The organism is Gordonia sp. PvP123, assembly GCF_040547295.1.
Classification (GTDB): Bacteria; Actinomycetota; Actinomycetes; order Mycobacteriales; family Mycobacteriaceae; genus Gordonia; species Gordonia terrae.
This window is the reverse complement of sequence record NZ_JBEPPN010000008.1, coordinates 1-14213: the sequence shown is the minus strand read 5'-3', so window position 1 is coordinate 14213 and position 14213 is coordinate 1. Positions and strand designations below refer to the sequence as shown.

15 protein-coding genes are annotated in these 14213 nt (G+C 67.8%); 11 read left to right on the top strand and 4 right to left on the bottom strand.

The window, feature by feature from the left end:
• Window positions 1-19: 19 nt before the first annotated feature.
• The 8 genes from ABIC25_RS16705 to ABIC25_RS16670 all read left to right on the top strand — a co-directional run bounded on the left by ABIC25_RS16705 (window position 20) and on the right by ABIC25_RS16670 (window position 8109).
• On the top strand, window positions 20-574 hold the full coding sequence (locus tag ABIC25_RS16705; protein ID WP_065632054.1) for a MaoC family dehydratase: 555 nt from the start codon (window positions 20-22) through the stop codon (window positions 572-574).
• Window positions 571-1797: a CaiB/BaiF CoA transferase family protein gene (locus ABIC25_RS16700; RefSeq protein WP_248644235.1), complete on the top strand. Its 1227-nt coding sequence runs from the start codon at window positions 571-573 to the stop codon at window positions 1795-1797. The genes ABIC25_RS16705 and ABIC25_RS16700 overlap by 4 nt, the downstream gene beginning before the upstream one ends.
• Window positions 1794-3179 (top strand): MmgE/PrpD family protein, encoded by a 1386-nt coding sequence (locus ABIC25_RS16695; RefSeq protein WP_248644236.1) that lies wholly within the window; start codon window positions 1794-1796, stop codon window positions 3177-3179. Before ABIC25_RS16700 ends, ABIC25_RS16695 begins: the two co-directional genes overlap by 4 nt.
• 74 nt (window positions 3180-3253) lie before the next feature.
• Window positions 3254-4417: an acyl-CoA dehydrogenase family protein gene (locus ABIC25_RS16690; protein ID WP_004020855.1), complete on the top strand. Its 1164-nt coding sequence runs from the start codon at window positions 3254-3256 to the stop codon at window positions 4415-4417.
• Window positions 4414-5253 (top strand): HpcH/HpaI aldolase/citrate lyase family protein, encoded by an 840-nt coding sequence (locus ABIC25_RS16685; RefSeq protein ID WP_248644237.1) that lies wholly within the window; start codon window positions 4414-4416, stop codon window positions 5251-5253. The genes ABIC25_RS16690 and ABIC25_RS16685 overlap by 4 nt, the downstream gene beginning before the upstream one ends.
• A gap of 43 nt (window positions 5254-5296) precedes the next feature.
• Entirely contained in the window at window positions 5297-5428 is a 132-nt protein-coding gene (locus ABIC25_RS16680; RefSeq protein WP_255220179.1) for a hypothetical protein, read from the top strand.
• A 156-nt stretch (window positions 5429-5584) separates the two neighbouring features.
• The gene (locus ABIC25_RS16675) at window positions 5585-7156 is read left to right on the top strand and encodes a hypothetical protein (RefSeq protein WP_248644238.1); all 1572 of its coding nucleotides are present in this window, start codon (window positions 5585-5587) and stop codon (window positions 7154-7156) included.
• Window positions 7153-8109 carry an alpha/beta hydrolase family protein gene (locus ABIC25_RS16670; RefSeq protein ID WP_101820400.1) on the top strand — a complete coding sequence of 319 codons (957 nt, stop codon included), beginning with the start codon at window positions 7153-7155 and terminating at the stop codon, window positions 8107-8109. The genes ABIC25_RS16675 and ABIC25_RS16670 overlap by 4 nt, the downstream gene beginning before the upstream one ends.
• A 41-nt stretch (window positions 8110-8150) precedes the next feature.
• Here ABIC25_RS16670 and ABIC25_RS16665 read toward each other — a convergent pair whose 3' ends face one another.
• The gene (locus ABIC25_RS16665; RefSeq protein ID WP_248644239.1) at window positions 8151-9194 is read right to left on the bottom strand and encodes a 2Fe-2S iron-sulfur cluster-binding protein; all 1044 of its coding nucleotides are present in this window, start codon (window positions 9192-9194) and stop codon (window positions 8151-8153) included.
• Between the two features lies 1 nt (window position 9195).
• Window positions 9196-10407, bottom strand: coding sequence for a cytochrome P450 (locus ABIC25_RS16660; RefSeq protein ID WP_101820398.1), 1212 nt, complete (start codon window positions 10405-10407; stop codon window positions 9196-9198).
• Between the two features lie 238 nt (window positions 10408-10645).
• Here ABIC25_RS16660 and ABIC25_RS16655 point away from each other — a divergent pair, with 238 nt between their 5' ends.
• The 3 genes from ABIC25_RS16655 to ABIC25_RS16645 all read left to right on the top strand — a co-directional run bounded on the left by ABIC25_RS16655 (window position 10646) and on the right by ABIC25_RS16645 (window position 12857).
• A complete protein-coding gene (locus ABIC25_RS16655) occupies window positions 10646-11578 on the top strand; it encodes an AraC family transcriptional regulator (RefSeq protein ID WP_354562329.1) in 933 nt (310 codons plus the stop codon).
• Between the two features lie 119 nt (window positions 11579-11697).
• Window positions 11698-12411 carry a TNT domain-containing protein gene (locus ABIC25_RS16650; protein WP_004020848.1) on the top strand — a complete coding sequence of 238 codons (714 nt, stop codon included), beginning with the start codon at window positions 11698-11700 and terminating at the stop codon, window positions 12409-12411.
• On the top strand, window positions 12408-12857 hold the full coding sequence (locus tag ABIC25_RS16645) for an Imm63 family immunity protein (protein WP_004020847.1): 450 nt from the start codon (window positions 12408-12410) through the stop codon (window positions 12855-12857). Before ABIC25_RS16650 ends, ABIC25_RS16645 begins: the two co-directional genes overlap by 4 nt.
• Before the next feature lie 150 nt (window positions 12858-13007).
• On the opposite strand, the gene ABIC25_RS16640 is transcribed toward ABIC25_RS16645, so the two are convergent.
• Window positions 13008-13586 carry an RES domain-containing protein gene (locus ABIC25_RS16640; protein ID WP_231896066.1) on the bottom strand — a complete coding sequence of 193 codons (579 nt, stop codon included), beginning with the start codon at window positions 13584-13586 and terminating at the stop codon, window positions 13008-13010.
• Between the two features lie 171 nt (window positions 13587-13757).
• Window positions 13758-14096: a hypothetical protein gene (locus ABIC25_RS16635; protein WP_033204248.1), complete on the bottom strand. Its 339-nt coding sequence runs from the start codon at window positions 14094-14096 to the stop codon at window positions 13758-13760.
• Window positions 14097-14213 lie beyond the last annotated feature (117 nt).

Sequence of the window (14213 nt, the reverse complement as noted above, 5' to 3'; positions counted from 1 at the left end):
CGCACCCTGAGGAGGACCATTGACCACCCATCCCGCCACTCTCGGACGCTTCTTCGAGGACTACGTCGTGGGCGACGTCTACCAACACCCGATGGGCCGCACCATCACCGACACCGACAACGCGTGGATCACATGCCTGTCGATGAACACCAACCAGAACCACTTCAACTCCCACCTCGCCGCGACGAATCCCATCACCGACGGCAAGGTCATCGTGAACTCGGGTCTGACCATCGCCCTGGTCCTCGGACTCTCGGTCATCGACATGAGCCAGAACGCGGTCGCGAACCTGCAGTTCACCGACGTCAAACTGGCCCACCCGGTCTACGTCGGCGACACCATCTACGCCGAGAGCATCTGCACCGACCTGCGCCTGTCTCAGTCCCGTCCCTACGCGGGGATCGTGTCGATGGTGACCCGCGGGATCAACCAGGACGGCGAGGTCGTCATCTCCTGGAAGCGTTCGGTGATGGTCGCGACCCGCGAGAGCGGCATCGGACAGAACTACTTCCCCGAGGTCAAGGCCCCGTCCCTGACCGAGCTGACCGGAACCACCGAGGGGAGCGTCGGATGAAGCCGCTCGAGGACGTCCGCATCATCGCCATCGAGCAGTACGGCGCCGGCCCGTTCGGCAGCGTCCACCTCGCCGACCTCGGCGCGGACGTGCTGAAGATCGAGGAGCCGCAGTCCGGCGGCGACGTCGGAAGGTATGTCCCCCCGTACAACTCGGGCGAGGATTCGCTGTTCTTCGAGGCCTTCAATCGCAACAAGCGCAGTCTCTCACTGGATCTCGCAACCCCCGGCGGTCGCAAGGTGTTCGAGGACCTCGTCCGGACCAGCGACGCGGTCTACTCCAACCTGCGCGGCGACGTCCCGGCGAAGATCAAGATCACCTACGACGATCTCAAACACCTCAACCCGGCGATCGTCTGCTGCAGCCTGACCGGCTTCGGCATGACCGGTCCGCGCGCCGAACAGCCCGGCTACGACTACATCCTGCAGGGCCTGGCCGGCTGGATGGACCTGACCGGCGATCCGGACGGACCGCCCACGAAATCCGGTCTGTCCCTGGTGGATTTCTCCGGCGGATTCGTCGCCGCCCTGAGCTTGATGGCCGGTCTGCACGCCGCGCGCCGGGACGGTGTCGGCGGCGACTGCGACGTCTCGCTGTACGACACCGCGGTCTCCATGCTCACCTACCCGGCCGCATGGCATCTCAATGCCGGTTACCGTCCGGGTCGCACCAAGAACTCGGCGCATCCGTCGCTGGTGCCGTTCCAGGCATTCGAGGCCACCGACGGTTGGTTCGTCGTCGGCTGCGCCAAGGAGAAGTTCTGGGTGCGCCTCGCCGAGGCCATCGGTCTGGCCGAGCTGCTCGACGACCCGCGGTTCACCGACTTCGCCGCCCGCGGACAGCACAAGGACGAGCTGCTGCCGATCCTGGAGAAGCGATTCGCCGAGTCGACCGTCGACCACTGGGTGTCGCTGCTGACCGACGCGGGGGTTCCCACCGGGCCGATCAACGACGTCGAGCAGGCGCTCACCGAGGAGCACACGCTCGCACGCGGTCTCATCGCCACCACCGAACACGAGGTGTGGGGTGAGGTCCGGCAGGTGACCTCGCCGGTGCGTTTCGGCACGGACAAGACGGAGTATCGTCGGGCACCGCATCGCAACGAGAACTTCGACGAGGTGATGGGTCTGCTGGGCTACAGCGCGGACGACGTCCGTGGTCTCGTCGACGGCGGCGCCTTCGGCGCGGTCGCCCAGACTCCCTCCGGTCAGGCTCCGTCGTGACCGCCCGCCGACTCGCGAGCTGGGCCGCCGGCCTGAGCATCGACGCCATTCCCGAGACCACCCGCCGCGCTGCACTCCGACACCTGCTCGACGGCATCGGCAACGGGATCGGGGCTCGGCGCCTCGACCAGGGCGGACCGGGGTTGACGGTGACTCGCGCGCTCGGCGGTCCCGCCCAGGCCCACCCGCTCGGAGATGCCGAGGCGATCTCGGCCCCCGCGGCGGCGTTCGCCAACGGCGTGCTGATGCATGCGCTCGACTTCGACGACACGCACGCCGGCGCGCTGGTGCACCCGACGACGGTCGTGGCCCCGGCGGTGCTGGCGGTCGCCGAGGAGGTCGACGCGACCGGCGCCGACACCGTCGTCGCGCTGGTGGCCGGGCTCGAGGTCGCGTGCCGTCTCGGCGCGGCCGCGCCCCACGGATTCCATGCGCGCGGACTGCACGCCACCGCCGTCGTCGGTCCGCTCGCCGGTGCCGTCGCCGCCGGATTGCTGTACGGCGCCGGGACCGATGTGCTCACCAACGCGATCGGCATCGCCGCGTCGTCGTCGGGTGGGCTCCTCGAGTTCCTCGACACCGGCGCGAACACCAAGACCCTGCACCCCGGGAACGCCGGCTTCAGCGGTGTCCTGGCCGCGCGGCTCGCGGTGGCCGGGGCGAGCGGACCCGAGTCGGTGCTCGAAGGCCGCCGCGGTCTGTACCGTGCGCTCGCCGATCGTGACATCGATCCCGACATCATCGTGGCCGACCTCGGAACCCGCTGGGAGAGTGCCAGTATCGGCATCAAGCCGTATCCGAGCTGCCAGCTGATGCATGCCGCGCTCGACGCGGTCGGCGCCGCACTGGTCACGGCCGGCGAGCAGGGTCGCGAGATCACGCCGGGGAACATCACGAGCATCGCCGTCGACGTCCACCCGGACAGCGTCGAGATCGTCTGCGGCCCGGGCACCGGTACGCGCAGCCCGCGCAGCGTCTACGACGCCAAGTTCGATCTGCCGTGGAGCGTCGCCGCCCTCGTGCACGACGGTGCCGTCACCGTGGACACCTACGCTGTGGACTCGATCGGGCGCCCCGAGGTCGCGACCACCGCGGGACTCGTCGAGGTCACCACCGTGCCCGATGACCGCCCGGCCGCCGACGCCGCCGGCCGGGCGGTCATCACCTTCGCCGACGGCTCCCGGGTCGTCGGCGAGGTGCCCTGCAGCCGTGGCACTTCGGGCCGGCCGATGGACGACGCCGCCGTGGCCGCGAAGTTCCGTGGGAACAGCGGTGGCGGAGATGCCTCCGATGACCTCGTCGACGCGGTGTTCGGTCTCCCGAACGCGTCGTCGGTCGTACCGATCACCACCCTCGCGACGACCATCGTCGCCGCCGGCTGACACACACCACGCCCATCTCGCCGTGGGTTTGCCGCCGCGAACCCGTCCGGTCACGCCTGAGAGCAAGGATCACAATGGATTTCAGCTTCAACTCCGAACAGCGCGACTTCCGCGCCGCCCTGCGCCAGCTCGTCGACAAGGAGATCATCCCGGTCGCCAACGAGTGGGAGCGCACCGGCCGGTATCCCACCGAGATCGTCGACCGGTTGCGGGAGATGGGGCTGTTCGGGATCACCACGCCGGAGGAATTCGGCGGACTCGAACTCGACATGGTGTCCTTCACCCTCGTCTACGAGGAGCTCGCACGCGGTTGGATGGGCATCGCCGGAATCCTCGGCAGTCACAATCTGTCCTGCTGGATGATCGCGCGCCACGGCACCGACGAACAGAAGGCACAGTGGCTCCCGCGCCTGGCAAGTGGTGAGTGCCGCACCGGAATCGGCCTCACCGAACCCGGGGCCGGAACCGATCTACAGGGCATCAAGACAACCGCCACCAAGGACGGCGACGATTACGTCATCCGCGGCACCAAGACCTGGATCACCAACGCGCGCCACGCGAATGTGCTCCCGGTACTGGTGAAGACGGACCCGTCGGCCACCCCGGCGCACAAGGGCATGAGCATCCTGCTGGTGGACACCACCACGCCCGGCTTCGAGGTCCAGCGGGACATGGGCAAGCTCGGCTACAAGGGCACCGAGTCGTGCGAGATCTTCCTCGACGAGGTGCGCGTCCCGCAGTCGACGCTGCTCGGCGGCGTCGAGGGCCGGGGCATGCAGCAGGCGCTGTCGGGCCTCGAGATCGGTCGGTTGAACATCGCCGGCCGTAGCGTCGGCATCGCGCAGGCGTCGTACGACGCCGCGCTCAACTACTCACGTGAGCGGACGGCATTCGGTAAGCCGATCTCGGACTTCCAGGCCATCCAGCTCAAGCTCGCCGACATCGCCACCCAGCTGCAGGCGGCGCGTCTGATGACGTACTGGGCAGCGGCCAAGGCGGATTCGGGTGCCCGCGTCGACGGCGAGGCCGGCATGGCGAAGTACTTCGCGTCGGAGACCGCGATCACCGCGAGCCTCGAGGCGATGCGCATCCACGGCGGATACGGCTACTCGACCGAGTTCAACGTCGAGCGCTACTACCGGGACGCGCCGCTGATGTCGATCGGTGAGGGCACCAACGACATCATGCGGACGGTCATCGCCAAGGCGCTCGTCAACGGCACCGTCACGGTCGGATGACGCAGACGCTGGTCTTCCTGTACGTCCCGGGCGACCGGCCCGAGCGCTTCGACAAGGCGGTCGGGTCGGGGACCGATGCCGTGGTCCTCGACCTGGAGGACGCGGTGCCGTTGTCGGGCAAGGACACCGCACGCATCGCCGTCGGCGCGTGGCTGGAGAACCGCGACCGGGACGGCGTCCCCGTCTGGGTGCGGGTCAACCCCGGAGCCGAACTCCGCGACGACCTCACCATGGCGGTGCGGGCCGGCGCCGACGGCGTCTGGCTGCCCAAGGTCGACGACGCGGCGACGCTCGAGCGGGTGGACACCCTGCTGGCCGAGCTCGAGGCCGAGTGGGGACGACCCCGCACACCGGTGTCGCCGCTGATCGAGACCGGGGCCGGACTCTGCAACGCGGCGTCGATCGCGGCCGGACCGCGGGTCGAGTTCGTCCAGATCGGCGAAGTCGATCTCGCCGCCGACCTCGGGGTCACCTCGGTGGTCGGCAACGAACTGCTGTGGGGACGCTCGCAGGTGGTCGCCGCGTCGGCCGCCGCACGGATCGGTCCACCGCTCGGGGCGGCGTCGCCGGTCATCGACGACCCGGACGGCTTTGCCGACGAGACCCGACGGCTGACCGCCCTCGGGTTCCTCGGGCGCGCCTGCATCCACCCGCGACAGATCGCCCCTGCCCGAGCAGGGATGGCACCGACCGACGCCGAGGTCGCCTCCGCCCGCGACGTCCTGACCGCCTTCGATGCCGCGGGAGGCGCCGCGGCCACGGACAGTGCGGGCCGTCTGATCGACGAGGCGGTCGCGCGGATCGCCCGGCGAACTCTCGCCCGGCAGTCGACGTAGGATCGACAGCGCCGGGGCGGGGCGACCCACGGTTTCCTGCTCGGTGCCGGACCCGACCCCTCACGCGAACATCGAAACGGAGACGAACATGGTGGACAACATCCTGTGGCAGGCGATCCAGGACAACGAACTGGCACTGGCCGTACTGCAGTACGTGTTCTCGGGCGTCAAGTAGGGGAATCCCGAAACAACCGCAATCACGTTGCGGCAGCTCGGTCCGAATTGCGGGCCGAACTGCCGCAACAAACATTTTGGGACGTATTTCAGAAATCGATCCGGTGAATTCACCGGCTACTCGGGCTATGTCTGAATTGTCCGCTAGTGTTTAGCGATGCTCACAGGCACGCGCGGTAATCGATGGCTGGTGCGTCTCTCGGTGACGGCACTCGTGCTGGCGGTGGCCGCAGGTTTGTCGATCGTCGCCTCCGGTCCGTCGCAGGCGGCGCCCGTGGTGAACCCCAACGCCGGAAAGCTTGTCGCGCAGGCCGACTTCCAGGTCAAACGGGACGGTTTCTCCTTCGAGAACTGGGGGCCGAACGACGCTCTGCACACCCGCGGCCTGAGCGTCGAAGGTATGCGGGCGGTCTTCGGCGACGAGGTCTGCGCACGCATCGTGGTCGGTGTGTGTTCGCCGACCACCGTCGCCGAACTGCTGCAGCAGGAATTCAACGAGTCGATGGCGGGCGGGCACTGCTTCGGAATGGCCGCGCTCGCCGCACTGTATGCCACCAAACGTCTGAACCCGTTCCCACTGGCGCTGCCGTGGCAACCGGTCTACAGCATCGGCCCGTCGGCGCCGCTCGACGAACTCATCGCGCGGATGTTCATCACCCAGGGCTTCCCGCCCACCGACCTCCTCGAGTCAGAGGTCACCGTCACAGAGGCGCTGTCCCGACTGCGCTCGGCGTGGGCGCGCAACGACAACTACGTCTTGGCGATCTACACCGATGAGGAGCAGAGCGCCGGGCACGCCATCAACCCGATCGCCATCCGCGATCTGGGACAGGGCAAGCGGGGCATCGTGGTCTACGACAACAACTTCCCCGGCGTGGAGAAGATGATCGTCGCCGACCCGGCTGCCAACAGCTGGTACTACTCGACGGCCACCAACCCGTCCGAGCCGACACTGTTGTTCCAGGGGTCGCCGGCCAACAAGATGATGCTTGTTCCGCTGGCACCGATCCTGGCACGTCATCAGGATCCGGAGCTGCGCAACGACGAGACGGTCGTGATGGTGTCGGACAACAACGGCGGTGCACGCGGTGTCGGCGACGTCGACTGGGATGTGCGGGTCACCGATCCCGCCGGTCGTGCGATCCCGGGTGTCGACAAGAAGATCTTGTTCAACAACGACAACTCCGCCACGTTCACGGTGCCCGCGAACCGGAAGTTCCGGATCGTCGTGGACGGGGTGGAAGCGGGTCGGACCGCGGACATCGACGCCACAGTGCTCAGCGCGGGCGGCGTGGTCGCGATGGGTGATCTCGAGGTGCCCGCGGGTGCGGTCGCGGTCATCGACGCCGATCCGGCCCGGCACGGGATGCGGGTGACCTCGTCGGCACCGTCGACCGCGGAGTTCGAAGTCGCGACCGAGAATTCGCTGCGATCACTGTCGACCGAGACCACGCAGTTGGCGATCGGCCCGGGCTCGGCGGTCTCGGTGGGGGCCACCTCTCCGTCGGGAGTGACCGTTCGATCCGAAGGACGGGCACAGCGGCTCCGACTGGAGGTCGAACGCAGCGACACCTTCACCGATCGCGTCGCGGTCAGCCCGACGTCGATCTCGCTGCCCGCGGGCGCGACGGTCACGGTGCCGGTGAATCTGTGGCCCGGGTTCGGACCGCTGCCGGCGACCCTGCGTAGCGGCGCGTCGATCACGCCTGTACCGCTGAGCGTGCGGTGACGGCCACGTCGCGTCGCGTCCGCATCGCACTGGGGGTCGTCGTCGCCGGCGTGTTGGGACTGTCCGCGTGCTCCACGGGAACCACGCCGACCCCGACCCCCAGCAGCAGTGCCACAGCCGCCCCGGTCGAGTACCTCGACGAGGTGACCGTCCACCGGTTCGACTACCCGACGCCGGACGATGGTGACTCCGAACAGAATTGGGCCGAGCTGTACCTGCCCGCGGGTGAGCAACGGGTCGACACGATCCCGCTGGTGGTCCTCATCCACGGCGGTGCCTGGCAGAGCGCCCTCGGGGCCGACGTCTTCGAGCCGCTGGCACGAGACCTGGCCGATCGGGGCATGGCCGTGTACAACATCGAATACCGCCGCGTCGGATCGGGCGGTGGTTGGCCGACGACGTTCCGGGACGTCGCGAGCGCCCTGGACCACGTCGTCGTGGTGGACCGGCAGTTCCCGCAGATCGACACCGACGACGAGCTGGTTGTCGGGCACAGTGCCGGAGCGCAACTCGCGGTCTGGGGCGGCACCCGGCACAAACTGGACGACGACGAGGTCGGTGCGCGGCCGCTGTTTCGCCCGACGCGGGTCGTCTCGCTCGCCGGTCCACTCGACATGACCTATGCGGCCACGCATGGCGACGACCGGATCGTGACCGCCCTCGGCGGCACCCCGGCGCAGGTCCCGCAGCGGTACACGATGGTCGATCCCATCCAGAACATCGATCCCGACACCCCCGTGGTCGCCGTTCACGGAACCGCCGATCGGATGGTCGCGCCGGCCAATTCGCAACGCTACGTCGCCGCCGTCGTGCGTGACGGCGGAGACGCCGAGGCCGTTCTCATCCGTGGCGGCAACCACGGGTCGGTGGTCACCTCGACTGCGCCCGAGTACCCGCGGGTCCTCGACATCATCTCCGGAGCGTCGGCGGCGGATGTGCAGGACGTGGCCTGAGCTGGTCGTCGGCACCGGGACCGACGTGCCTCCGGGTCGACTCAGAGGGTCACGAGACTCGCTGCGGGCGTGTACTTCTCCCGCTTGATCCGCCGGGGCGGCATGCGTCGTCGCTTGAGGGCCCGGACCCCCGCCTCGACCATCGCGGGCGGGCCGCAGAGGTATGCCAAGTGGTTGCGGCAGGAGTCGAAGTCGGCCATCATCGCGTCACCGACGTAACCGGTACGGCCGCTCCACTCTTCGCGGCTGAGGCAGGGCGTGTACCGGACATTCGGGTGCTCGGTCTCGAGTGCGCGCCAGAAGTCGACGTCGTACAGCTCGGCCTCGGTGCGGACGCCGTGGTAGACGTGGATCTCACGATCGGGGTCGGCGTCGAGTGCTGCTCTCGCGATCGACTTCAGCGGCGCGAGACCGGTTCCCCCGGCGAGCAGGATGAGCCCGACGTCGGGTTCGCCCGGCTGATGGCAGAAGTCGCCCCACGGTCCCGTCATGGACACCGCCGCCCCGACCGTCAGGGAATCGAAGATCCACCGGTCGGTGGCGAGACCGTCTGGCTGCCTTCGGACGTGGAACTCGAGAGTGTCGGATTCGCTGGGCGGGTTGGCCATCGAGTACGGCCGGGTCTGGCCGGTGCCCGGGATCGACAACTCGACGTATTGGCCGGCCGTGAACTCGAACGGTTCGTCGAGTGACACCGTGATGGACACGGTGTCATCGGCCACCGCGGTGATCGAACCGACCGTTCCGGCGACATCGCGCAACAGGTGATGGCGCTCGCCGCACTCGGCGGCGGGCGGTTCGACGGCGATGTCGGTGATGGGTGTCGACTGACACGACAGCACGTATCCCTGCTGCTGCTCGGCGTCGGACAGGACACTGTCGGGGGCAGGCGGGGCGGTCACCATGCCGTCGATCACCCGGACCTTGCAGGTGCCGCAGGTGCCCTGGTTGCAGGAGTTGGGAATCCACACCCCCTGGCGCAACAGGGCATCGAGAACTCGCTGTCCGTCACCGCAGGTCACCGAGGTGTTGCCGGCGTCGATTCGGAAGGCCGTCGGGCCGGGCCGGGTCGTCGGGTCGGACACGTCACACCTCCCACACCGTGTGCAGTGACGTCGGCCCGCGGAAACCCCAACCCCAGAACTCGACGTCGCTGCTGTTGTCGCGCTCGAGGTTCGGGATGGACTCGAACAGCTCTTCGAGTCCGATCCGGCACACGTGATTGGCGAAGTAGATTCCTGCGCAGGCGTGGTTGCCGGCACCGAATGCGAGATGCGGCAACGGCGGTCGGGTGATGTCGTAGTCCGACGGTGCCTCGTAGACGGAGTGGTCATGATTGGCCGAACCGTACGACATCAGGACCACTGAGCCCTCCGGTAGGTCGACGCCCGCGACCTCGACGTCCTTCGTACTGATCCGGGCCGTGGCCGACCAGATCGGTGACGTCCACCGCATGCCCTCCGAGATCGCGCGCGGGATCAGGTTCGGCTCGTCGACGACCTGCTCGAATTGGTCCGGCCGGCTGAAGAGGCCGACCAGTGTGGAGGCCATGGCGTGGCCAGGCTCCTGCATCGCTCCGAGGAGGTACACGTACAGCGTCGGGTAGATGTAGTCGCGGTCGCGCGTCTGTCCCTCGGGCATACCGTCGTGCAACCAGTGGGAGATCGCGCTGTCGTCGGGATTCTCGATCCAGTTGTCGATCAGCGGATTGACGATCGACTGGATCTCCAGCTTCGCGGCGTCGGCCTCGGCGAAGCCGTCCGGGTTGGTGAACTCGCCGTTCTCGTCGACTCCCGCGTTGGTGAACGACGCCGACAGTTTGTGGAACCATTCGCGCAACTTGTCCGAACTCACCGACTGAAGGCCGAGAAGGTCGCCGAGCGCGCGCACGCTGACGGGTTCGCAGTACTGGCCGACGAGTTCGGCGCGCCCCACGTCCTCGAAGTCGCTCAGGTACCGGCGGGCGATCGGCCGGACGAGGTCGTCGATCCACCGGTCGACCTCCTGGGGTTGCAGGGCTGGATCGACCATCGACCGTAGGTCGTCGTGGATCGCACCGTTCACCCCGATCACTGCCGGGTGTCCGAAGGTACGGCCGCCGGCCTTGGTGATCACCGCCTCGAAGTCGGGGCTGGTGGCGATCGACCGGCAGATGTCCGCGGTCGTCGCGACGTACGACCCGAGAACCGGGACATAGGCGAGCGGCGCCTCGGCGCGAAGCCGTTCGTAGACGGGGTAGGGGTTGCGTTCGAGTTCGGTCATCGTGATGTCGTCGATCCACGACATGGTGCTGGTCATGGGTTCCTCCGCTGTGTTCGTCTCGAGAGCCGGGGGCGGCGGCCGGCAGGTTGTCGGCGACCCGGTGCGAGGTGACATTAGGGACCGCCGACCGGGCGGTCGATACGCTTCGCGCGTCGGCGGCACCGATCGCGCGGCAATGTGATCGCAGTCTCCGAACCGGGTGGCGAGTGTCGTGTGTCACCGGGTTGAATCGAGATGCACGACCCTGCGCGACCGGAGTACGAGGAAGAAGTCCATGCGGAGCACGACATCGACCAGCGACTGGGAGACGGCGCATCGTGCCGTCGAAGAGGTGTACTTCCCGCATGAGCTGACCGCGCTGTCGTCGCCGGATCAGCTGAATCTGAACCTGCAGACCGTCGAGCTGGGACCGGTCACGATCGGCAAGCTCAACTGGGGAACCGACGTCTCCATCTCCTGCGACTACCGGGGTGCCTACGAGATCAACATCCCGATCCGCGGTGTCCTGGACTCGCGCGCCGGGTCGGTGGAGACGACGTCGGAGGAAGGCAAGGCCACGGTCTTCACCGCGGATCGCCCGTCGACGATCACCCGGTGGTCCGCGGACTGTGTCGTGGTCGGGGTGAAGTTCGACGCCGACTACCTCGAATGCGAGGCCGACCGGGTCCGGGCGTCGGCGCTGCGTTCACAGTTGCGGCTGCCCGATCAGCTGGATCTCGCCGGACCCGACCAGCAGGCGTGGTTCGGGCTCGTGCGCGCGTTGTCGGCCCAGGTGCGCGAACCCGCCGACCTCCTGTCGAACCCACTGGTCGGACCGCAGCTGGCGAGCGCGATCAGCAGCGCGTTCCTCCTCGCTGTCTCTCCGGAAGAGGCGGGGACCGGTCTGCGCCCGCGGATGGTCAAGCGTGTGCTCGACGCATTGCATGACGATCCGGGACGCGACTGGCGTCTGGCGGACATGGCCGAACTGGGCGGCTCGAGCCTCCGGCGGCTGCAGGAGGGCTTCGCCGAACACGTCGGTGCGAGTCCGACCCAGACGCTACGGGACATCCGACTCGACCGGGCTCACCACGACCTCACCGAAGCGGACAACACCGACACGGTGGCCGAAGTTGCTGCGCGATGGGGCTTTTCGAGCCCCAGTCGGCTGGCGGCCGCGTACAAGAAGCGCTACGGCATCCCGCCGTCGGAACACCGTCGGCGGTAGGCATTCCGGGGGTACCGCTCGAATCTGTGCCGGAACTTCGCAGTTCAGACCACGCGGCGACGCCGATCGGTTAGTTTCCGCACTGCGTGATTCCGACGGACCCATCGAAAGGCGCGGCCATGAAACGTCGCCATGCTCTGCTTGCCACCCTCATCAGTGTCACGCTGGCACTCTCCGGGGGAGGGGTGGCGGCCGCCGCGCCGAACCCTTTGGGCGCATTGGATTTCGGATCGCTGGGCGGGCCGGAGGCGGGTGGATGTTCCGCACAGCTGTTGTACAACGACGAACTGTTCGGTCCGAAGATTCTGGCGACCGATGCCCCGGTGGGTCCGCAGTTGAGGGGTTACGACCGGCTCGCGGGTCTGAGTCCGAGCGAGTTCCTGCAGACGTATCGGAAAGGGGACAAGTGGGACTATCCGGACCACGACGGATACACGCTGAACCCCGACGGGTCCGCCAAGAAGTCGCTGACCACCCTCAACCCGAACAAGCGGATAGATCGCTATGGTCCCGCCAATGGTCGCTTCCTGGCCCCCGCGGGCACGCACTACAAGAGGCGGGCGCTTCCGCCGGAGAACCTCGTCGACAAAGACAACCCTCAGTTCTGCAACTACCACGTGTACGTGGTCATGCGCTCGGTGAAGGTGTGGACCGGACGTATCGCCAAGGGCTTCGGTCAGCCGGGCGGCGGCATTCAATATCAGATCGACCAGCAGCTCCTCGATCCCGGGTTGATCGAGGACCATCGCGGATGTTTCAACGAGACAGGCGGTTTCGTCAACACCCAGTGGTTGCTGTGTTCGGGTGTGCTCGAGAGCGTCTTCCCCGGATGACGTCGGGCGCCGACGACCAGCTCGACCCCGAGATGCGCAGCCGGATAGCCGATCTCGCGGCGACGATGTCGGCGGAGCCGTCCGATGTGCCTCGCCTGGGTCACATCCTCGACGACGCGACGCCCTCGTGCGTGCGCGACTCGGACGGTGTGTGGCACTTGATCATTCGCGAACGCGGCACGGTGATGTTCGACCGGCAGTCCAGCGATCCAGAGGAGTTCCTGAGCTGGGTTGCGGTGGCGATCGCCGAAGCGGCGTCGTATCGGCTGCACTCGCCCGGCGCGCCCGACTATCTGCGCCGGATCTGGGCGGAGCAGTATCGGATGCTGACCGCGGCCGACCCGGGGTGGGCCCGTACGTGGCTGGAGCGGACCCGGAAGAGGTTGGTCGACCAGGGAGCCGACGATCGTGAACTGGCGCAACTGCCGGGCGGGCACCACGGCTGAGACGAGGCCGGGAATCGGCGTCCACCGGTGTGGGCGGCGTAGCGGTGCAGGTTCGCTATCCCGGTCTCGAAGAGACGATCGTAGTCACCACGGCTGGTCGAGCCAGACTCATACTCGTTCGACATTGCGGCACGGCCTTTTCAGTCCGGTCTAGGCGGGGGTCCACTCGAGTCCGAGGAGCGTCAGGGCGCGGGCCAATTGTGGATCCGCGGCGTCGATGGGGCAGTGATCGACAACGTCGATGTGGGGGCTGATGTCGGGGTCGGCGGCGCGTTCATAGAGCGCCCACATGCGCAGCTGGTCGCCGTGTCGGGAGTCGAACTCGATCCCGTCGACCGCTGCATGGCCGTGGTCGGTGAGGGCGTAAATCCAGCGGGAGATGGCCTGGGTGAGCCCGCGGGGCCGGCCGTCCCGCAACGCGGCGGTGTCGAGGTCATCGAGCCCGTAGCGGATCGCGAGCGGCCGAAACACCGTCCGGAGGGTGGCGAGGCTGTCCGGGTCGGCGGGCACCGCGAACCGTCCGGTCAGGGTGCCGTGACCGATCATCCGTAGATCGCACCACGATCGCGGAACGTGGCCGGGCGGCAGCGCGGGGTAGTCCTGCTCGTCTTCCTCGTCGACGACGATGTCGTCGAGCTCGGCGATCAGTTGTGGGCTGGGTCGGGCGAAGGCGAGGACTTCGAGGTAGCAGGCCAGGGGAGTGTCGGCGCAGTACAAGGTGCGCCACACCCCCGTCGGGGTCGTCCCAGCGGCCGGCGAAGCGGTCGTCGGTGGCGTACTCCCATGGTGTCCACTCCCACGGGCTGGGCGCGTATCCGACTCGATATATGGGCGTGGCAGTCCGGATGCTGGTGGTGATCGGGCCGTGCGGGGTGCTGATCGTCGAAGGCTGTGGTTGGTTCATCCCACCGCGGCGAATTGGCGGGCGGCGGCGAGTACTTGCGGTCCGACGTCGGCGAGCTCGCCGTCGCGCAACAGCAATGCCGGCGCCCGGTCGTCGAGGACCGGGTTGAGGCCCTGGAACCAGGCTTGTGCGACGGCGGGGGTGTCGCGTTCGGTGATCAGGCGGGCGGCGCGGTAGGCGATCCGGAGCCGTTCGACGTCCTCGGGGTTGGCGATGGTGCGGGTGCCGTCAGCCCATTGCCGCACCGCCCGGGTCTCGCTCACCCGACCCAGGTAGGCGACCAGCCGCGCGCCGAGCAGATCTCGCAACGCAGCCACCAGTTCGGGCTGCGACATACGAGCCGCCTCGGCGTAGGCAGCTAGTGTTCTGAGTCATTAATTCGTGTGCAGTAGTGGGCGATGGAGTCGAGGATCTGGTCAGCGGTCTTGACCCACACGTAGGGGCGGGGGTTG